Source organism: Leptotrichia sp. oral taxon 417 (assembly GCF_013394865.1).
In the GTDB taxonomy this organism is placed as follows: domain Bacteria; phylum Fusobacteriota; class Fusobacteriia; order Fusobacteriales; family Leptotrichiaceae; genus Leptotrichia; species Leptotrichia wadei_A.
In genome coordinates this window covers 1,558,372-1,580,460 of the sequence record NZ_JABXYV010000001.1, presented here as the reverse complement: position 1 = coordinate 1,580,460, position 22,089 = coordinate 1,558,372, and the positions used below count along the sequence as shown (strand labels likewise).

Here is a 22,089-nt window from a genome sequence, read left to right as displayed (position 1 = left end):
AATATAAAATATAGAAGGAGAGATAAAGATGAATTATAGAATCTTTGTGGAAAAAAAGAAAGATTTTAGAGTAGAAGCACAGAACTTGTTCAGCGACTTGAAGGAAAATGTTGGAATAAGTGGACTTAGCGATGTAAGAGTTCTGAATATTTATGATGTGTTTAACTTGGGTGAAAATGATTTGGAAAAATTGGAAAGAACGGTGTTTTCAGAAATAAATGCTGACAATGTTTTTAGATCGTTGGATGAAGTATTTGAAGAAAAAAATTCAGAAAATGTATATTTTTCAGTGGAATTTTTGCCAGGGCAATATGATCAAAGAGCAGATTCTGCAATTCAATGTGTAAATTTATTAATTGATAAAAACAATAATATTAACGTAAAAAGTGGGAAATTGATAATTTTATACGGAAAAATTTCTCCTGAAGAACTTGCTAAAGTAAAAAAATACTATATAAATGAAGTTGAAGCAAGAGAAAAGGATTTGAATGTTTTAAGTGAAAATGTTGAAAATGAAAATAAAGATGATGTTATTGTTTACGATGGATTTACTGAAAAAACAAAAGAAGAAATTGCAGATTTAAAAGATAAATTGGAACTGGCAATGACAGTAAATGACTTGCTATTCATTCAGGAATATTTTAAAAATGAGGAAAAAAGAAATCCTACAGAAACTGAAATTCGTGTTCTTGACACTTACTGGAGTGACCACTGCCGACATACAACTTTTGAAACAATCATTGATGACATTAAAATTGAAAATGAAACTTATAAAAATATCATTGAAAAGGCTATTAGCGAGTATTTAGAAAGCAGAAAATATGTTCATGCCGACAGAATTTCTAAAAAGCCTATGACTCTTATGGATCTTGCTACAATTTTTGGAAAAGAGCAGAGAAAAAATGGAAACTTGCCAGATCTGGAAGTTTCAGATGAAATAAATGCCTGCTCGATTTATATTGATGTGCCAATTGAAAGAATTGGTGAAGATGGGGAAAAGAGCATAACTACAGAAAAATGGATTTTGCAGTTTAAAAATGAAACTCATAATCACCCAACAGAAATTGAGCCATTTGGTGGGGCTTCTACTTGTATTGGTGGAGCAATTCGTGATCCGTTATCTGGAAGAACTTATGTTTATCAGGCTGTAAGAATTAGCGGTTCTGCTGATCCAACTGAAAAAATTGCAGATACAATGGCTGGAAAATTGCCGCAAAAGGTTATTACACAAGTGGCAGCACACGGATTTTCATCTTATGGAAACCAAATTGGACTTGCGACAACTCATGTAAATGAAATTTATGATGAAGGCTACAAAGCTAAAAGAATGGAATTGGGACTTGTTGTAGGAGCAGCGCCTGCTGAAAATATTATCCGTGAAAAGCCTAAAAATGGAGATGTTGTAATTTTACTTGGTGGAAGAACTGGAAGGGATGGAATTGGTGGAGCAACTGGTTCATCTAAGGAGCATACAACAGAATCTTCTGAAAAATCAAGTGCAGAAGTGCAAAAAGGAAATGCAATTGTAGAAAGAAAAATTCAAAGACTTTTCAGAAACAGAAATGTTACAAAATTAATTAAAAAATGTAACGATTTTGGAGCTGGAGGAGTTTCAGTCGCAATTGGGGAACTTGCTGATGGACTTGAAATTGACTTGAATAAAGTAAGAGTGAAATATATCGGGTTAAATGGAACGGAACTGGCTATTTCAGAGTCACAGGAAAGAATGGCAGTTGTTATTGAAAAACAAAATTTAGATAAATTTATAGAATTTGCAAATGAGGAAAATTTGGAAGCATATCAAGTGGCTGAAATTAATGATTCAAATAGACTTATTATGAAATACAATGGAAAAGCGATTGTTGATATTTCAAGAGATTTCTTAAATACAAATGGAGCTGCTTCAAACATTAATATTACAATTGAAAATACGCCAAAATTGAGCTTGAACAGAGAAATTGAAGGAAATGACTTTAGAAGCAAATTTGTAAATAATTTGAAGGATTTAAATGTAGCTTCACAAAGAGGACTAGTTGAAACTTTTGATTCAACAATTGGAGCAACTACTGTATTAATGCCATTTGGTGGAAAATATCAATTAACTCCTGCAGAAGTTTCGGTGCAAAAAGTATCAGTAATCAATGCAGAAACTGATGTCGCTTCAATGGTCGGATATGGATACAATCCTTATGTGGCAAAACAAAGTACGTTCCACGGTGGTGCTTACGCTGTAATTGAATCGATGGCAAAAGTTGTCGCTGGTGGAGGAAATTACAAAAATATCAGATTTACGTTCCAGGAATATTTTGAAAGATTGGGACAAGATTCTAAAAAGTGGGGAAGACCATTATCAGCATTATTAGGAGCATTGCACATACAAAAAGCCTTTGGATTACCTTCAATTGGTGGAAAAGATTCGATGAGCGGAACATTTAATGATATTTCTGTACCGCCAACATTGGTATCGTTTGCAGTAAGTGTTACAGATGCGGAAAATGTAATTTCTAGCGAATTTAAAAAGGCTGGAAACAACGTTTACTTGATTACAACTCCAAATGATGAAGATGATTTGCCAAAACTTGATGAATTAAAGGCAAACTTTGACTTTGTGACTGAAAATATTAGAAATAAAAAGATTGTTTCCGCTATGGCTGTTAAAAATGGTGGAATTGCTGAAAGCATTGCAAAAATGGCATTTGGAAATAAACTTGGTGTAGATGTTGCAGCAGATCTTTCTGAAAATGAATGGTTTAAAGTAAATTATGGAGCATTTATTGTAGAAACTGCTGGAAGTATTGAAAATAAAAATGCTGTTTTACTTGGAAAAGTTACGGATAATGCGAAAATTTCTATAAATAATATAACTTTTGACTTGGATGAATTAATTGGAACTTGGGAAAGTAAACTTGAAAGAATATTCCCAACTAAAAAAGAAGTTGAGGAAGAACATAAAATTGCACATTGCAAAGGTGTAAAATATGAAAAAATCGAAAAGATTGAAACTCAAAATATAATTAGCAATATTTCAAACGCTTATGCGAAACCAAGAGTATTTATTCCAGTATTCCCTGGAACAAACTCAGAATATGACTTGGAAAGAGCATTTAATAGAGAAGGTGGACTTGCAAAAATTGGTGTATTTAATAACTTGTCACATAGCAATATTTTAAGTTCAATCGATAATTTTGTTAAAGAAATTAATAATTCGCAAATATTGATGTTGCCTGGAGGATTTAGTGCGGGAGATGAACCAGATGGATCGGCTAAATTTATGGTTGCTGTATTGAAGAATAAAAAAGTTAAAGAAGCAGTGGAAAATCTATTGAAGAGAGATGGATTAATTTTAGGAATTTGTAATGGATTCCAAGCATTGATTAAATCAGGATTGTTACCTTACGGAGAAATTCGTGAATTAAATGAAACTTCGCCAACATTGACATTTAATACAATTGACAAACATATGTCGAAAATTGTGCAAACAAAAATTATTACAAATAATTCACCTTGGTTAGCTAATATGAAAGAAGGAGATATTCATTCAGTAGCAATTTCTCACGGAGAAGGAAGAATTGTTATTACAGAAGAAGAATACAAAAAATTATTTAAAAATAATCAAATTGCAACTAAATATGTTGATTTGGATGGAAATTCGACAATGGATTCACAATTTAATCCAAATGGTTCGTATTATGCGATTGAAGGAATGTTGGCTTATAATGGTAGAATCTTTGGTAAAATGGGACATTCTGAAAGAAAAGGTAAAAATGTTTATAAAAATATTTATGGAGATAAAGAACAAAATATCTTTAGAAATGGAATTAAATTCTTTAAATAGAGAAAAGGAGAAAGTAGAAAATGAAAGTAGCAATATTTTTTGGAAGTCAGTCAGATACTGACAAAATGAGAGGTGCAGCAAATTGTTTGAGAGAATTTGGGATTGAGTTTGAGGCTTATGTATTGTCGGCTCACAGAGTTCCTGAAAAATTGGAAGAAGTTTTGGCTGATGTTGAAAAAAGAGGTGCAGAAGTGATTATTGCTGGTGCTGGACTTGCGGCACATTTACCTGGAGTTATTGCTTCAAAAACAATACTGCCAGTAGTTGGAGTTCCTTTAAATGGAGCACTTGAAGGATTGGACGCACTTTATTCGATTGTTCAAATGCCAAAATCTATTCCAGTAGCAACTGTTGGAATTAATAATTCATACAATTCAGGAATGTTGGCAGTACAAATTCTTGCAATAAAATATCCTGAAATTAGAGAAAAATTGGTTACATTTAGAAAAGAAATGAAAGCTAAATTTATTGCTGATAATGATAAGAAAGTTGAGTTATAATTTGTAATAGACTTATTCAAAAATTATATGTATTTATAATTTAATAAAACAAATATTTTGAAGCAAGAGGCATTGATATTGATCCCTTGTGGAAATAAAAAAAATTCAAGTTATTGAACAATATAATATTTATTTGATATGATTTAAAAATAAAAAATGGAGGAAATAAAAATGGAAAAAAGAGAACAAATTTATGAAGGAAAAGCAAAATCAATTTTTGCAACAGATAATGCGGATGAAATAATTATGTATTTTAAAGATGATGCGACTGCATTTAATGGAGTTAAAAAAGATCAATTGGAAGATAAAGGAATTTTGAATAATAAAATTTCTACATTACTTTATGGATATTTGATTAAACATGGTGTAAAAACTCACTGGATTAAAACTTTGAATGAAAGAGAACAACTTTGTAAAAAAGTGGAAATTGTGCCTTTGGAAGTAATTATTAGAAATAGAGCAACTGGAAGTTTTGTAAAAAGATATGCGGCTGAAGAAGGAAAAATCTTTAAAAGACCTACATTTGAATTGTCTTACAAAAATGATGATTTAGGAGATCCATTATTGAATGATGATCATGCTTTAGCATTAGAATTGGTTACTGAAGAAGAATTGGCTGAAATTAAAAAACAAACTTTCTTAATTAATGATTTGTTGTCTGCATTATTTGATAAAATGAACTTGATTTTAGTAGATTATAAAATTGAGTTTGGAAGAGATAAAGATGGAAATATTTTACTTGCAGATGAAATTAGTCCAGATTCAATGAGACTTTGGGATAAAGATACACTTAAAAAATTGGATAAAGATAGATTTAGACAAGATTTAGGAGACGTAATGGGTGCTTATCGTGAAGTTCTTCGTCGTATGGAAGAAGTTTTAAAATAAATTAAAAAAATAAATTTCTGAAATCATATATTAGCAAGGGGTCTTGACCCCTTGTCATTTAAATAAAATAAAAAATATTGATAAAGTATAAACTAAACTGTTTATAACAAAATGGAGGAAAACTACAAATGATTAAGAGCTTGAATGAAGAATGTGGAGTTTTTGGAGTTTTTGGACACCACGAAGCGGCAAGACTTACTTATTATGGATTGCATAGTTTGCAACATAGAGGGCAAGAAGCAGCAGGAATTGTAGTAAGTGACGGTAAGCGTGTGAATGGTCATCGTGGGCCTGGACTTGTGTCGGAAGTATTTAACGATGATAGAATTTTTAACCGTTTGCAAGGAAATTGTGCTATTGGGCATGTTAGATATGCGACTTCTGGAAGCAGCAGTGGTCGTAATATTCAGCCATTCTTGTTCCAATTTTTTGACGGAAGTATCGCTTTGGCACACAACGGAAATTTGATTAATGCGAAAAAATTGAAAAGAGAATTGGAAAAACACGGTGCAATTTTTCATTCTACATCAGATACAGAAGTGTTGGTTCATTTGATTAGAAGAAGTAAAGAAAAAGATTTTTTGAGCCAATTGAAAGATGCATTAAGACAAGTAAAAGGTGGATTTTCTTTCTTAGTTCAAACTCAGACAGAATTGTACGGTGCAGTTGACCCTTTTGAATTTCGTCCTTTAATTTTAGGAAAAACAAAAAATGGAGCGTATATTTTGGCGAGTGAAACTTGTGCGTTGGAAATTGTTGGAGCGGAATTTGTTAGAAATATTAGATCTGGAGAAGTTGTAATCATTGATAAAGATGGATACAGAATTGAAAAATATACTGACGATACTTCGACTGCGATTGCGGCGATGGAATATGTGTATTTTGCAAGACCTGATTCGGATATTTCAGGAATAAATGTACATTCAGCTCGTAAAAGATGCGGAAGAAGATTGGCACAAGAAGCACCTGTTGAAAATGCAGATATTATAATTGGAGTTCCAAATTCGTCATTGTCGGCAGCGAGTGGTTATGCAGAAGAAAGCGGAAAACCTTATGAAATGGGATTAATCAAAAACCAATATGTAGCGAGAACATTTATTCAGCCAACTCAAGAATTGAGAGAACAAGGTGTCAGAATGAAACTTTCTGCTGTAAAAGGTGTCGTAAAAGACAAAGTTGTAGTTATGATTGACGATTCAATAGTTCGTGGAACTACTTCAAGCCGTATTGTTCAGTTATTGAAGGAAGCTGGAGCAAAAGAAGTTCATGTAAGAATTGCATCACCAGAATTTAAGTTTCCTATTTTTTACGGAATTGATGTGTCAAATTCATCAGAATTGATTTCGGCAAATAAAACTGTTGAAGAAGTGAGAGACTACATCGGTGCAGATTCATTGGCTTTCTTGAGTATTGATGGATTAATTGATTCGATTGGATTAAATTTTGATGCACCATATACAGGACTTTGCATGGAATGCTTTAATGGAGATTATCCAGCTGGATTGGGAGATTACGAGGAAGAATTTTATGCTTCGTTGACACCAATTCAAAAAGAGGCTTTGAAAAAATTGGAAAAATAAGGTGAAAAAATGTATATAGTAAGTTTAAATTATGTAAAAGCAGTAAGTGAAGTTGAAAAATATTTAGAAGAACATATAAAATTTTTGGAAAAATATTATGAAATGGGAAAATTTATTTGTTCAGGAAGAAAAAATCCTAGAACAGGTGGTATAATTTTGCTAAATGCAGAAAACTTGGAAGAAGTTAAGAAAATAATTTCAGAAGATCCGTTTAATATAAATGGAATTGCAGAATATGAAATTACAGAATTTTTCCCTACAAAATATGCAGAAGATTTTGCAAACTTTGTAAAATAAAAAATAGAGATTTAATTTAAAACAGGAGGATAAAGAATGTCAATTTCTTATAAAGATTCAGGAGTAGATAAAGAAGAAGGATACAGAAGTGTTGAGAAAATAAAAGAAAGAGTAAAAGCAACTTACAACAAAAATGTTATGAACGAATTGGGAAGTTTTGGAGCTTTATACAAATTAGGAGAATATAAAAAACCAATTTTAGTGTCTGGAACTGATGGAGTTGGAACAAAATTAAAAGTTGCATTTGAAACAAATAAATATGACACAGTTGGAATTGACTGTGTTGCAATGTGTGTAAATGATATTTTGTGTCACGGAGCACAACCATTATTTTTCTTAGATTACCTAGCTTGTGGAAAATTGGACTCAAATGTTTCTTCTGAAATAATTAAAGGTGTTGTAGAAGGTTGTCTTCAAGGAGATTCAGCTTTAGTAGGTGGAGAAACTGCTGAAATGCCAGGATTTTATGCAGATGGAGAATATGACATTGCAGGATTTGCAGTTGGTGTAGTTGAAGAAGAAAAAATGGTCAATGGAAGTAAAGTTCAAGAAGGAGATGTAATTGTTGCAATTCCATCGAGTGGAGCTCACAGTAACGGATTCTCATTGTTAAGAAAATTATTTACTGATTTTAGCGAAGAATTCAATGGAAAAACAATTGGAGAACATTTATTGACACCAACAAAAATTTATGTAAAACCAATTCAAAAAGTTATGGAAAAAGTGCAAGTGAACGGAATGGCTCACATAACTGGTGGAGGACTTATCGAAAATGTTCCAAGAACTATACCAGATGGACTTTGTGCAAACATCGAAAAAGCAAAAGTAAAAGTTCATCCGTTGTTTAAACACGAAGCATTCTCAAGAGTTCCAGAAGAAGAAATGTGGGGAACATTCAACATGGGAGTTGGATTTGTTGTTATCGTAAATAAAAATGATGCTCAAACAGTTATTGATATTTTAGCTGAAAATGGAGAAGAAGCCTATGAATTAGGAACTATTGTTAAAGGTGACGAAAAAATTAATTTGTATTAAAAATAAAGATGATAAAAATAAATTTAAAGAGAGTGAAAAAATGTCTAATAAAAATAAAAAAAGAATAGCAGTTTTAGTTTCTGGTGGAGGGTCGAACTTACAGTCAATTATTAACAATATTGAGCAAGGAAACTTAAATTGCGAAATTTCTTATGTAATTGCAGATAGAGAGTGCTATGGATTGGAAAGAGCAGAAAAACATGGCATAAAAAATATTTTGCTTGACAGAAAAGTATTAAAAGAAAAATTGTCTGATGAAATTAGCAATGTTCTTGAAAATGATGACGAAAAAACAGATTACATCGTATTAGCAGGATATTTGTCGATTTTATCGCCAGAATTTATAAAAAAATGGTCAAGAAAAATTATAAATATCCATCCATCATTGCTTCCAAAATTTGGTGGAAAAGGAATGTATGGAATGAATGTTCACAGAGCAGTTATCGAAGCAAAAGAAACTGAAAGTGGATGTACAATTCATTTTGTTGATACAGGAGTTGACACAGGTAAAATAATTTTACAAATAAAAGTTCCTGTACTAAGTGACGATACACCTGAAATTTTGCAAAAGAGGGTGCTAGAGAAAGAGCATATTTTGTTAATTGAAGGAATTAAGAAGTTAATTGAAAATTAAAAAATCTTAATTATTTGGAAAGTTAAAGTAAAAATGGACAAAACATGGATATACAAAGAAATATTATAGTTTCTTTCTCTTAAAAAAATTATATTTTATTTATAGGTAAGGGGTCTTGCCCCCTTGCTAACAAAATTCATAATAAATTCACTATTTAAATGGGAGACAGCATAAGCTATTTATGTTATACAAAAAATTAAAAAAAATTTTGAAAAATCAGAAAAATATGGTAAAATAAGACTGTGGAAAAAATTCCTACCACTATAAGAAATGAAAAATAAGAAGAAAAATCCACTCAAAGTCAATAAAAATGAGCATTAGGAGTTACGGAAAATGATAAAAAAACAGCAAAAAATAATAAAAATTAAGCAAAAAAATGTGATTTTAATGTCTGAAAAAATCGCTGTAACACTAATAAATAAAGGATTTTCTCAAAAAGATGGGTTAAAGTAGAGTATCCATTAAAATAAGGATTGAAACAAGAGTTCTGTATAATGAGTACAACTTGGTATGGGAAGTTAAAGTAGAGTATCCATTAAAACAAGGATTGAAACCGTCAATTAATAATAAATTAATCATATATTTCCTCCTAAAGTTAAAGTAGAGTATCCATTAAAACAAGGATTGAAACATTCATGTAATCAATTTCTTCTTCTGTCAGACTTTCATAGTTAAAGTAGAGTATCCATTAAAACAAGGATTGAAACCCCATATCTAAAATATCGTCCAGTACTTTATCAGTGTCGTTAAAGTAGAGTATCCATTAAAACAAGGATTGAAACATTATATCTGGAATTCCAGACCTTGTTATTTAGATATTGTTAAAGTAGAGTATCCATTAAAACAAGGATTGAAACGACAACTTAAATACATCGCATTCGTTTTGTGTTAACTCAAGTTAAAGTAGAGTATCCATTAAAACAAGGATTGAAACATGGTGGTAAAATGTTCTTTTATGAAGAGATAACAAATGTTAAAGTAGAGTATCCATTAAAACAAGGATTGAAACCAAATCTACTTTTCATTTCTATACCTCCGTATTTATTGTTAAAGTAGAGTATCCATTAAAACAAGGATTGAAACCTTTATCCCCCATTTCTGTAGCGATTCTTGATACTTCCGTTAAAGTAGAGTATCCATTAAAACAAGGATTGAAACTTGATCATTCACAAATACAAAGACTTAAACCAGTTCGTTAAAGTAGAGTATCCATTAAAACAAGGATTGAAACCTTTATCCCCCATTTCTGTAGCGATTCTTGATACTTCCGTTAAAGTAGAGTATCCATTAAAACAAGGATTGAAACTTTCCTGCCCCAGCTCTGTTAGCACGTTTTTCAAATCTTGTTAAAGTAGAGTATCCATTAAAACAAGGATTGAAACAAGAAGGAGCTTGTAAGAAGCTCCGTTCTGGGTGGTGTTAAAGTAGAGTATCCATTAAAACAAGGATTGAAACTTTGTACCAGATACAATTCTTTACTAAATCCTCATCAAAGTTAAAGTAGAGTATCCATTAAAACAAGGGTGAAAACAACTTTTTTATAAGGTTGTTTTTTTGTTATTGTCAAATATGAGAATAAAAAGCAAAAAAAAATAGAGAGTCAATACAAATTTTGTATATTCTCTCTATTTTATTTATCATAAATTGTATAATTTCAAAAAAGATTTTCAAAAACTATCTTGAGTAAACTTTTGTTAATTTAGCAATTCTTTCTGCTAGTTCATCAGTTAATATGCCTTCTTTCAATCTCCATTGCCAGTTTCCGCTAGCAAGTCCAGGAGTATTGATTCTAGCTTCACTTCCTAATCCTAAGAAATCTTGGATTGGAACGATTGCCATGCTTGCGACAGAGCTCCATGCACCTCTTATTGCATCCCAATGAATTTCATCATCAGATCTTGAGTTTAAATAGTCTCTTGCAAATTGCTTATCGTCTTCATTGGCTTTTGTGAACCATCCGATTAATGTGTCATTATCGTGAGTTCCTGTATAAACTACACAGTTTTTTGTGTAAGTATGAGGCAAGTAGTCGTTTTCTTCTTTAGAATCAAATGCAAATCCTAAAATTTTCATTCCAGGGAATCCAGTTGCTTCTCTCAAATCAATAACACCTTGCGTCATTGTTCCTAAATCTTCAGCAATTATAGGTAATTCTCCAAGTTCATTTTTGATGGCGTTAAATAAGTCCATTCTAGGTCCTGGACACCAAGTACCATTTTCAGCTGTTTTATCTCCATAAGGAACAGCCCAGTATTCATCAAATCCTCTAAAGTGGTCAATTCTTATGATGTCACAAGTGGAAAGGTTGGCTTTAACTCTGTCAATCCACCATTTGTAGTTTAATTCTTTTAATTTATCCCAGTTGTATAATGGATTTCCCCAAAGTTGTCCAGTAGCACTGAAATAATCAGGCGGAACTCCTGCAACTTTAACTGGTTTTCTTTCTTCATCAAATAGGAAAATTTCTGGATTTGCCCATGCGTCAGAGCTATCAGCAGCTACGAAAATAGGGATGTCTCCAATTATTTTTACACCATTTTCATTAGCATATTTTTTTACAGCATTCCATTGTTTGAAGAATAAAAATTGAATAAATTTTTGATATTCAACTTCTTCTTTAACTGTTTCATAATATTTTTCCATTGCTTCAGGCTGTCTAGATTTAATATCTTCTGGCCATTCATTCCAAGGCAATCCGTTAAAATGATTTTTTAAAGAGATGTACATTGCAAAATCATTTAACCAGCTTTGGTTATGAGCTTTAAATTCTTCAAATAAATGTTTTAGTTCTTCTCTTTCTTTATTTTCTTTAGTGTTTTTGTAATTTTCGTATGCTTTTCTCAATAAAGGATATTTTTGATTGTAAATAGCACCATAATCAATATTTTCAGGATTTTCTCCAAATGAAATTCCTTCTAAGTCAGATTGTGACAATAAATTTTCTTCAACTAGCAAATCAAAATCAATAAGATATGGATTACCAGCAAAAGTAGAGAATGATTGGTATGGAGAGTCACCATATCCTGTCGGCCCTAACGGGAATATTTGCCATAATTTTTGATTAGATTTTTTCAAAAAATCTACGAATGCAAAAGCTTCTTTTCCTAAAGTTCCAATTCCATATTTCCCTGGAAGTGAAGTAGGATGTAATAAAATACCTGAACTTCTTTCGAACATTTTTATGTCCTCCTTAAAATTATTAATAAAATTAAATTTTTATTTCTCACTTTAAATATACTATATTTTATTTGAATTGTCAACATATACGTAAATGTAAATTTTTAAAATTGTTAAAAATATTGAAAATAAAGGATTTTTAGTCATTTAAATATTTGGATGAAATAAAAAATTAATGAAATTTAAGGATGAATGTGGTATAATATATTTAATAAAACAGTTTTAAAAAATAAATTAAATAAATAAAATTGTAAGGAAAGGTTGTAATTATGAAAATATTGACAATAAATGTACATGCGTGGTTGGAAAAAAACCAAATGGAAAAAATCGACATTTTAGCAAAGGCTATTGCTGAAAAGCAGTATGATGTGATAGCAATGCAGGAAGTGAATCAGCTTATGAATAATCCTGTAATTTTTGATGACATAAGACAGGAAAATTATGGATGGGTTCTTCTGGAAAAATTACAAGAATATACAGATACAGATTATTATTATCATTGGAGTAATTCACATATTGGATATGGAAAATACAATGAAGGAGTTGCAATAATTACAAGACATAAAATAAAAGAAGAAGATGAGTTTTACTGCACTTTTGCTCAATCGGTAAGAACAATTTCTTCAAGAAGAATTGTAAGTATAACAATTGATTATAATGGACAGGAAATTGAATTTTACAGTTGCCACATGAATCTTCCAAACTGTGAAACTGAAGATATGGGAAAAAGTATTCAAAATATCTTAACAAGAACTAAAAATGATAATTTGAAAATATTAATGGGTGACTTTAATACAGATGCCATTGGAAGTTCTGAAGATTATAAAAATATCATATCTCAAGGATTGTTTGACACATATACTTTAGCTGAGAAAAAAGATAGTGGAATAACAGTTGATAAAAGTATTGATGGATGGGCTAATGATAAATCTCAAAAAAGAATTGACTACATATTTAGTAATAAGGAAATAAAAGTAAAAGAAAGTAAAGTTATTTTTAATAATGAAAATAAAAAAATTGTTTCAGATCATTTTGGAGTAGAAGTAGAAATAGAACTTTAACAAAAAGATAGCAAGAAGTCTCCGACTTCTATAAGTGGGAGATGAATTGCTTTTTTTGTAAAAAAAATTGAAAAAAGGATATGCCTATGATACAATTTTTGTATAAAATATCGAAGAGAAATAATTAAAAATAATATTCAAAATCAAAAGGAGGTGTAATTTATGAAATATAATTTAGCATTCAAATACAGAATTTATCCAAATAAAGAGCAGGAATTATTGATAAATAAGACTTTCGGATGTGTTCGTTTTGTCTACAATACGATTTTGTATACTGCTAATAAAATTTATGAAGAAACTGGAAAAAATAAAATAATTACACCTGCCAGTTTGAAAAGTGAAAATCAATTTCTAAAAGAAGTAGACAGTTTGGCACTTTCAAATGCTCAGTTAAATGTAAGACGATCGTTTACGAACTTTTTTCAGAAGAGAGCGAAATTTCCAAGGTTCAAATCTAAAAAGAATAATGTTAAAAGTTATACAACAAATTGTGTGAACAATTCGATACGAATTGAGGAGAATAAATATTTGGTCTTGCCAAAATTGAAAAGAATAAAATTAAAATATCATAGAGAAATACCAAAGAATTATAGAATAAAGTCGGTAACATTGACAAACAGTAATGGAAATTACTATGTTTCTGTTTTGACAGAATTTGAAAAAGAAATTCAAAAAAATCCAAGTAATGATAAAGTGATTGGACTTGATTTTTCAATGTCTGAATTATTTGTCAGCTCTGAAAACCAAAGGGCTGATTATCCAAAATATTTTAGAATGTTGGAAGAAGAATTGAAAAAATTACAGAAATCGTTATCAAGAAAAGTGAAATTTTCTAAAAATTGGTATAAACAAAAAATGAAAATATCAAGATTGCATGAGTATATCAAAAATTGCCGAAGGGATTTTTTGCATAAATTATCGAAAAAATTGTCTGAAACATATAATGCTGTGATTGTTGAGGATTTGAATATGAAAGGGATGAGCCAGGCATTAAATTTTGGAAAAAGTGTAGGAGATAATGGATGGGGAATGTTTTTGAGGATGGTTGAGTATAAACTGATGTTTTTAGGAAAGCAATTTTTGAAGATAGATAAGTGGTTTCCGTCATCGAAAACTTGTAGTAAATGTGGAAATATTAAAGAGGAACTTAAATTATCAGAAAGAAGTTATAGATGTGAGTGCTGTGGAATTGAGATTGATAGAGATTACAATGCGGCACTGAATATAAAAAACATTGGAAAATTGATGTTGGAATATTAGGAAAATAAAAAAAGACAGGGTAGGAACTACCCGAAGAGCTTGGTAAATATATTTGGCTAACAAAAGCAGACACTTCCCAAGAAGCTCCCACTTCTAAAAGCGGGAGTAGTTCACTTTATTTATAAAAAATATACATATTCAAAATCTAATAAAACAAAAAATTTAGATTATTATAAAAATTTAAAATGAAATAATAATAAGTTTGATAAAAATATAAAAAAATTCAATAAAATAAAAACTTATAAAAAACCAGTAATAATCGCTATTTTTTATGTAGCGATTATTTTTTTTTGAAAAAAAATGAAAAAAGATATACGTAAATGTATTGACAAATCAAAAAAGTGTGGTATATTTAAAATAAGGGAAAAATAAATTAAATATATAAATTTTTAGGAGGTACTCAATCATGATGAAAAAAATTCAGCGATTTGGTGGAGCAATGATGGCGCCAGTTCTATTATTCGCATTCACAGGGATAGTCGTAGGAATAGCATCACTATTTACGAATCCACAAGTAATGGGTTCAATTGCAAATGAAGGGACAAACTGGTATAAATTCTGGTTTGTAATAAGTGAAGGTGGTTGGACAGTATTTAGACAAATGCCGTTATTATTCGCAATCGGATTACCAATCAGCCTTGCAACTAAAACAAATGCAAGAGCATGTCTTGAAGCTTTTGCTTTATATACAACTTATAATTATCTTGTAGCAGCAATGCTTACACAATGGAGTTTCTTTGGTGTTGACATGAGTCAAGAAGCTGGAGGAACAAGTGGACTTGCAATAATTGCTGGAGTAAAAACACTTGATACAAACTTATTTGGTGCAATTATAATTTCTGCAATAGTAGTTTATTTACATAATAAATATTTTGATAAAAAGTTACCAGACTTTTTAGGAGTATTCCAAGGAACAGTATTTGTTTATATTATTGGTTTCTTAGTAATGCTTCCATGTGCTTTCATAACTGCACTTTGTTGGCCAAAAGTTCAAATTGGAATTAATAACTTACAACAATTATTAAAAGTTTCAGGACCAATTGGAGTATGGATTTATACATTCCTTGAAAGAGCATTGATTCCAACAGGATTACACCACTTTGTATATACACCATTTATATTTGGACCAGCGGCAGTTCCAGGTGGAATTCAAACTTACTGGGTTCAACATATAAGTCAATTTGCTCAATCTACAAAACCTTTAAAAGAAATGTTCCCACAAGGTGGATTTGCATTACACGGTAACTCAAAAATCTTTGGTTCAGTAGGTATCGCACTTGCAATGTATTCAACTGCTAAACCTGAAAACAAGAAAAAAGTAGCAGGATTGTTATTACCAGTTTTATTAACTGCAATAGTTTCAGGAATTACAGAACCACTTGAATTTACATTCTTATTTATAGCACCAGTATTATTTGGATTACACGCAGTATTAGCTGCAACAATGTCAACATTGATGTATATGTTCGGAGTTGTAGGAAACTTCGGTGGAGGATTCTTAGACTTTATGTTCTTAAACTGGATTCCAATGTTTAAAAACCACAGTGGAACAGTAATTACTCAAATTGTAATTGGATTAATCTTCACATGTATTTATTTCGTATTATTCAGATTCTTAATTTTAAAAATGGATTTAAAAACTCCAGGTAGAGAAGATGATGATGAAGAAATGAAACTTTATACAAAAGCTGACTATAGAGCTAAACATGGTGAAGGTGGAGCACAAGGTGCAGCAGCCGTAGCTGGTGGAGATGAATATGCTCAAAAAGGTGCAATCATTCTTGAAGCATTAGGTGGAAGAGAAAATATTGAAGAACTTAATAACTGTGCAACTAGACTTAGAGTAAGTGTAAAAGATGCAAGTAAATTATTACCAGATGCAGCGTTTAAAGCAGCAGGAGCTCATGGTGTAGTTAGAAAAGGAACAGCTATTCAAGTAATCATCGGATTGTCAGTACCTCAAGTAAGAGAAAGAATTGAAGACATGATGAAAAAAGGGTAAAACAATAGTTTTTTGAAAATTATCTAAAGTTTATAAAAAAAAATAAGTTTGTGTAACTTTTTGCTTGACTTTTTAAAAAATGATGCATAATTTATTGAAAAAAGTAAAAATATTCTGGATAAACTTGTATTCACCCAAGAGAGTGGAGCAAGTCATTTTACGGAATTATAATAAGTAACACATTTTGGAATTGATAAAGACTTACATATAAGTGAAATTCCGAAATGTTAGGATAACTGTACATCCTTTAATATATTTTATATTATAAAAGCAATCTTGAATATCTTGATTAAGTTTTCAAGTTACGGTAAAAATAAAATTTGATAAATAATTGAAATTAAATTTTATAAAAAAATTAAGAAAGAATTTTCAAAAGTTAAAAATTTTAAGTATAAAATTATAAAACTTGTGAAAGTTCTTTTTTTTCGATATAATAAGTTTATGTTATTTTTTATTTTAATACTATTCCCCGTTTAAAAAGCGAATGTTTATTTTAATTATCTGAAAATAAATATCAGGTTTAATCTGCTAAAAAGATTTACAACATATTCGTTATTCAAATGGGGTTTAGTATAAATAGTAGATTTATTATAATTTTTTTATTAAAGAATTAAGAAAATATCTAAAAAATAATTTTTTTTAAATAAAGTTTAGTATTAATGTAAATTTTGATATGAAAAGGAGATAAAGAAAATGAAAAATATAGTTTTTGTAATTTTAGATGAATTTGCAGATTGGGAAGCAGCTTTTTTATCTTCAGCATTGAATGATAAGAATATAACAAAAAATTATACAACTAACTTTGCTTCGATTGATAAAAATTTAAAAAAGTCAATGGGAAATTTAAAAGTGTTACCTGATTTGACATTGAAAGAGATTGATGAAAATGATGTAGATGGATTAGTTTTAATTGGTGGTAGAACTTGGAGAAGTCAAATAGAAGAAACAAATACTAAGATTGTTGAGCTTGTGAAAAAATTTAAAAATAATCCTAATAAAGTTGTAGGTGCTATTTGTGATGCTGCATATTTTCTTGCGACAAATGGATTATTGAATGATCGAAAACATACGGTAAATAGCTTTGATGAAATAAAAGATAATTCGAATTATACGAATTCTAAAAATTTTGTAGAAATGGAGTCAGTAATTGATGGAAACTTGGTAACTGCAAAAGGAGATAGTCCTATACATTTTGCAAAAAATGTGATGATGGCGTTAGGTGATATTCCTGAAAAAAATGTAAATTTATTTTTTGATATTTATACGATTGGATTTGTTAAAGCATTTGAAAAAATTTCAAAATAAAAGAAAAAGAGGTTGCTTCAAAAATGATATAACCTCTTTTTTTGTATAAAAATTATCTTTTTGCAATAGCGGTAAAGTAAATTTCTCAGGATGATGAATTATTGTTTCATACTGAAAAAGAGTTCCGTTTGATAAATAGGCATGAGTTTCAATGACAACAACCATATTTATATCTTTCAATTTAAAATATTTTTGCTCTTCAGAAGTAATTTTTCTAAATTTTATTTCTCTACGAGAGTAGGAAATTTTTAATTTTAAGTCTTTTTCTAAATATTCGTAAATAGAATTTTTTGCAATTTCCTCATTTAGAAATGGAACAATTCTTCTATCAAAAAAGGAAGTAGAATAATTCAGCACTTCACCATTTAATGAAGTGGTCCTAACAACCTTATAAAAATCAGCATTTTCAGAAACTTGGAATTTATCCATGAGTTCCTTTACCCCTTGCACAATATAAAGACTTATTAATTCTTTTTCAAGATGGAGATTTTGAATTTTATTAAGTTCTTGTGTAGTTTGGATAGAAGTCAAAGAAATATTTTCTAAATTTTTTTTCTCTAAAACAATTGACTTTTTTCCTTTCACTTTTTGAATGTGCCCCTCTGTTTCTAACATTGAAAGAGCTTTTCTCACAGTAAGTTTTGAAAAATTATACTCTTCTGCCAAATCATCTTCTTTTTTTAAAAAATCACCAGGTTTAAGCTCTCCATTTTTTATTTTTTCTTTTATATCTTGATAAACTTTTTCATATTTTTTCATTCGTTTATATAAACCTTTCATAGAATTATTATTTCACTCAAATTTTTAGGTATTAAATAATTAAATTTAATAAAGATAAATAAATTGAGTAAAATAGATAAATTTCACTAAATCAAATATAATTTTATTATACAATAAATTACATAAAATATCAACTCATATCAAAAGGTATATATATAAATAAAAAAAAATAAAAAAGATTTATATAAATCTATTGACTTTTAAAAAAATCATGTTATAATAATTAATGAAATAAGAAAGCAAAAAATATATAACTAATAAATTATAGGAGATGATTATTTATGAAAAAATTTTCAATCGTAGTAGCTGGTGGAGGGAGTACATTTACTCCAGGGATTGTTTTGATGTTGTTAGAAAACTTGGATAAATTTCCAATTAGACAGATTAAATTTTATGATAATGACGCTGAAAGACAAGAAGTTATTGCAAAAGCGTGTGACATTATAATAAAAGAAAAAGCACCTGATATTAATTTTGTTTATACCACTGATCCCGAAACAGCATTTACAGATGTTGACTTTGTTATGGCACATATAAGAGTTGGAAAATATGCAATGCGTGAAAAAGATGAAAAAATACCTTTAAAACATGGAGTATTAGGACAAGAAACTTGCGGACCAGGAGGAATTGCTTATGGAATGCGTTCAATTGGTGGAGTTATTGAATTAGTTGATTTTATGGAAAAATATTCGCCAAATGCTTGGATGTTGAACTATTCAAATCCTGCAGCAATTGTAGCAGAAGCAACTAGAAGATTACGTCCAAATTCTAAAATATTGAATATCTGTGATATGCCAATTGGAATTGAAATAAGAATGGCTGAAATGCTTGGATTGAAATCAAGAAAAGATATGGTTATTAGATACTTTGGATTAAATCACTTCGGATGGTGGACAGATATTAGAGATAAACATGGAAAAGACTTAATGCCTGCATTAAAGGAAAAAGTTGCAAAAATAGGGTATAATGTAGAAATTGAAGGAGAAAACACTGAAGCAAGTTGGAATGATACATTTACAAAAGCAAGAGATGTATTTGCAGTTGATCCTACAACAATGCCTAACACTTACTTAAAATACTATTTCTTCCCAGACTATGTAGTAGAACACTCAGATCCTAATCATACAAGAGCGAATGAAGTAATGGAAGGAAGAGAAAAATTTGTATTTGGTGAATGTAGAACAATTGCTGAAAAAGGGACTGCAAAAGATAGTAAACTTCATGTAGACGATCATGCTTCATACATAGTTGACTTGGCAAGAGCAATTGCTTATGATACAAAAGAAAGAATGTTATTAATCGTAGAAAATGACGGAGCAATCTCAAACTTTGATTCAACTGCAATGGTTGAAGTACCTTGTATAGTAGGTTCAAATGGTCCTGAAAAAATTGTTCAAGGTAAAATTCCTCAATTCCAAAAAGGATTAATGGAACAACAAGTTTCTGTTGAAAAATTAACAGTAGAAGCATGGATTGAAGGTTCATACCAAAAATTATGGCAGGCAATTACATTGTCAAGAACTGTGCCAAGTGCAAAAGTTGCAAAAGCTATTTTGGATGACTTGATCGAGGCTAATAAAGATTTCTGGCCAGTTTTGAAATAACGGATTTGAAATAAATAATTTTTAGTGCTTGAAATGTTAATTAATTATGATATAATTATTTAAAAAAATAACCATTCAGCGTGGTATAGTAAAATAAATTGCAAAAATAAAGGCACTACTATTGAAGTAGTGTCTTTTTTTATGATATAATTACTTATAAAGTATTTTTTATTAATCAATTGTAAAAGTAAATTTTTAAAGGTTAAATAATGTCAATATTCATTAATCAAAAAAGAAAAAAGTTATATTAATAAAAGTTTATAAATTATTTATAAATTAAATATGAAGGAGAAAAAATGGATATAAAAAAATTAGATAAAAAATGGTGGAAAAAAGAAGTTGGATATCAAATTTATCCAAGAAGTTTTTATGATAGCAATAACGATGGAATTGGAGATTTGAATGGAATTACAGAGAAATTAGATTATTTGAAGAATTTGGGGATAATGCTTATTTGGGTTTGTCCAATTTTTAAGTCGCCAATGGATGACAATGGATATGATATTTCAGATTATTATGATGTGAATCCTGAATTCGGGACAAAGGAAGATTTGGAAAAATTGATTGCAGAGACCGAAAAAAGAGGGATAAAAGTAATTTTAGATTTGGTAATTAATCATACTTCTGATGAGCACGAGTGGTTTTTGGAAGCATTGAAAAATCCTGAAAGCAAGTACAGAAATTACTATATTTTCAAAAGAGGAGAAAATGGATTGCCACCAACAAACTGGAGATCACATTTTGGAGGTTCTGCTTGGGAAAAAGTTGAAGGGGAAGCTGATGAAAATGGAAATGAAATGTACTATTTGCATTTATTTACAAAAAAACAGCCTGACTTAAACTGGGAAAATCCTGAAGTTAGAAAAGAGCTTTACGAAATGGTAAATTATTGGCTTGAAAAGGGAATTGCTGGATTTAGAGTTGATGCGATTAATTCGATAAAAAAAGATGCAAGATATTTGGATTTGCCAGTTGATGGAGCGGATGGAATGGCATACAATGTGGAATATACTTTGAATCAGCCTGGAATTGAAGAGTTTTTAAGCGAATTGGCAAAAGAAACTTTCAAAAAATATAATGCGATGACTGTTGCGGAAACTCCAATGCTTGAGTATGAAAGATACAATGATTTCATTGGAGATGATGGATTTTTTACAATGATTTTTGATTTTAGCTATACGGATTTAGATATGACAAAAGGCGGATTTTATTATTCATTGAGAGATATTCCAACAATAGAGCTTAGGGATGCTATTTTTGAAAGTCAGTTGACTCAGCAAAAATATGGATGGGGAGCACCATTTTTAGAAAATCACGATTTGCCAAGAAGTTTGAATAAATTTTTTGGTGAAAAAGCGAATGAAACAAATGCAAAATTGTTAGCAAATGTATTTTTCTTCTTGCGAGGAACACCGTTTATTTATCAAGGTCAAGAAATTGGGATGGATAATTTTGTGAGAAATGATATTTCTGAATTTGATGATATTGCAAGTAAAGACCAATATCAACGGGCTTTAGGAGAAGGATTTTCATCTGAAGAAGCATTATATTTTGTAAATAAACGAAGCCGTGACAATTCAAGAACGCCTATGCAATGGGACAACAGCAAAAACGCTGGTTTTTCAAAAGATGAAAACTCAAAATCATGGATAAAATTAACAGGAAGCCAAGCCATAACAAATGTAGCAGACCAAATAAATGACAAAGATTCAATTTTTTCATATTACAAAAAAATGATTGATTTGAGACAAAATGGGAAATATTCAGATTGCTTGACTTTTGGTGATTTTATTTCTGTTCCGTTGGAGAATGAAAAAATTATTGCTTATGTGAGAAAATATAAAAATCAAAAAGTTCTTTGTATTAGTAATTTTTCTGAGTTGAAACAAGAAGTTAAATTAAGTGAAATTGCAAAAGCTCTTGGAGAAAAAGAAATTAAAATTGGAGAAATTTTGATTAATAATTTTGATGGGTTTGAAAAAGATGGAGAGAAAGTTGTTTTTGAAGGCTTTCAAAGTTTGTTAGTTGAAATTTAAAGAATTTTTGTTAAAAATGGATTTGTTTTATAAGCTGTGAAATAAGATAATTTAAATAATTCGTAAATAAAAAAACTGCCTTTTATTTTTAAAAA

Annotated in this window: 14 protein-coding genes, 1 pseudogene and 1 CRISPR repeat array; of the genes and pseudogenes, 13 read left to right on the top strand and 2 right to left on the bottom strand. The window is 29.9% G+C overall.

Annotated features, from left to right (window positions below):
- Positions 1–28 precede the first annotated feature (28 nt).
- The 7 genes from HW276_RS07255 to purN all read left to right on the top strand — a co-directional run bounded on the left by HW276_RS07255 (position 29) and on the right by purN (position 8,769).
- Complete coding sequence (locus HW276_RS07255) at positions 29–3,835, top strand: phosphoribosylformylglycinamidine synthase (protein WP_178937973.1); 3,807 nt, start codon at positions 29–31, stop codon at positions 3,833–3,835.
- 20 nt (positions 3,836–3,855) lie between these two features.
- Entirely contained in the window at positions 3,856–4,335 is a 480-nt protein-coding gene (gene purE, locus HW276_RS07250; protein ID WP_178937972.1) for a 5-(carboxyamino)imidazole ribonucleotide mutase, read from the top strand.
- A gap of 171 nt (positions 4,336–4,506) precedes the next feature.
- Positions 4,507–5,223, top strand: coding sequence for a phosphoribosylaminoimidazolesuccinocarboxamide synthase (purC, locus tag HW276_RS07245; protein WP_178937971.1), 717 nt, complete (start codon positions 4,507–4,509; stop codon positions 5,221–5,223).
- 128 nt (positions 5,224–5,351) lie between these two features.
- Positions 5,352–6,803: an amidophosphoribosyltransferase gene (purF, locus tag HW276_RS07240; RefSeq protein WP_178937970.1), complete on the top strand. Its 1,452-nt coding sequence runs from the start codon at positions 5,352–5,354 to the stop codon at positions 6,801–6,803.
- A gap of 9 nt (positions 6,804–6,812) precedes the next feature.
- Entirely contained in the window at positions 6,813–7,100 is a 288-nt protein-coding gene (locus HW276_RS07235; protein ID WP_178937969.1) for a YciI family protein, read from the top strand.
- A gap of 36 nt (positions 7,101–7,136) precedes the next feature.
- A complete protein-coding gene (gene purM, locus HW276_RS07230) occupies positions 7,137–8,135 on the top strand; it encodes a phosphoribosylformylglycinamidine cyclo-ligase (RefSeq protein WP_178937968.1) in 999 nt (332 codons plus the stop codon).
- 40 nt (positions 8,136–8,175) lie between these two features.
- Positions 8,176–8,769 (top strand): phosphoribosylglycinamide formyltransferase, encoded by a 594-nt coding sequence (gene purN, locus HW276_RS07225; protein ID WP_178938541.1) that lies wholly within the window; start codon positions 8,176–8,178, stop codon positions 8,767–8,769.
- Positions 8,770–9,212: 443 nt separating this feature from the next.
- Positions 9,213–10,300: direct repeats of the CRISPR family, unit length 37 nt; unit sequence GTTAAAGTAGAGTATCCATTAAAACAAGGATTGAAAC.
- Positions 10,301–10,443: 143 nt separating this feature from the next.
- Here the strand turns inward: purN and malQ are convergent.
- Positions 10,444–11,952 carry a 4-alpha-glucanotransferase gene (gene malQ, locus HW276_RS07220; RefSeq protein WP_370464645.1) on the bottom strand — a complete coding sequence of 503 codons (1,509 nt, stop codon included), beginning with the start codon at positions 11,950–11,952 and terminating at the stop codon, positions 10,444–10,446.
- A 263-nt stretch (positions 11,953–12,215) separates the two neighbouring features.
- On the opposite strand from malQ, the gene HW276_RS07215 reads away from it, so the two are divergent.
- The 4 genes from HW276_RS07215 to HW276_RS07200 all read left to right on the top strand — a co-directional run bounded on the left by HW276_RS07215 (position 12,216) and on the right by HW276_RS07200 (position 17,574).
- Positions 12,216–13,007: an endonuclease/exonuclease/phosphatase family protein gene (locus tag HW276_RS07215; protein WP_147003901.1), complete on the top strand. Its 792-nt coding sequence runs from the start codon at positions 12,216–12,218 to the stop codon at positions 13,005–13,007.
- Positions 13,008–13,169: 162 nt separating this feature from the next.
- Positions 13,170–14,267 (top strand): RNA-guided endonuclease TnpB family protein, encoded by a 1,098-nt coding sequence (locus tag HW276_RS07210; protein WP_178937966.1) that lies wholly within the window; start codon positions 13,170–13,172, stop codon positions 14,265–14,267.
- 406 nt (positions 14,268–14,673) lie between these two features.
- Complete coding sequence (locus HW276_RS07205; RefSeq protein WP_178937965.1) at positions 14,674–16,269, top strand: alpha-glucoside-specific PTS transporter subunit IIBC; 1,596 nt, start codon at positions 14,674–14,676, stop codon at positions 16,267–16,269.
- Between the two features lie 693 nt (positions 16,270–16,962).
- Complete coding sequence (locus HW276_RS07200) at positions 16,963–17,574, top strand: DJ-1/PfpI family protein (RefSeq protein WP_178937964.1); 612 nt, start codon at positions 16,963–16,965, stop codon at positions 17,572–17,574.
- A 52-nt stretch (positions 17,575–17,626) separates the two neighbouring features.
- Here the strand turns inward: HW276_RS07200 and HW276_RS07195 are convergent.
- Positions 17,627–18,333 (bottom strand): annotated as a pseudogene (locus HW276_RS07195) (GntR family transcriptional regulator).
- A gap of 302 nt (positions 18,334–18,635) precedes the next feature.
- On the opposite strand from HW276_RS07195, the gene HW276_RS07190 reads away from it, so the two are divergent.
- Positions 18,636–19,958 (top strand): 6-phospho-alpha-glucosidase, encoded by a 1,323-nt coding sequence (locus HW276_RS07190; RefSeq protein ID WP_178937962.1) that lies wholly within the window; start codon positions 18,636–18,638, stop codon positions 19,956–19,958.
- 296 nt (positions 19,959–20,254) lie between these two features.
- Complete coding sequence (locus HW276_RS07185; protein WP_178937961.1) at positions 20,255–21,994, top strand: alpha-glucosidase; 1,740 nt, start codon at positions 20,255–20,257, stop codon at positions 21,992–21,994.
- Positions 21,995–22,089: the final 95 nt, after the last annotated feature.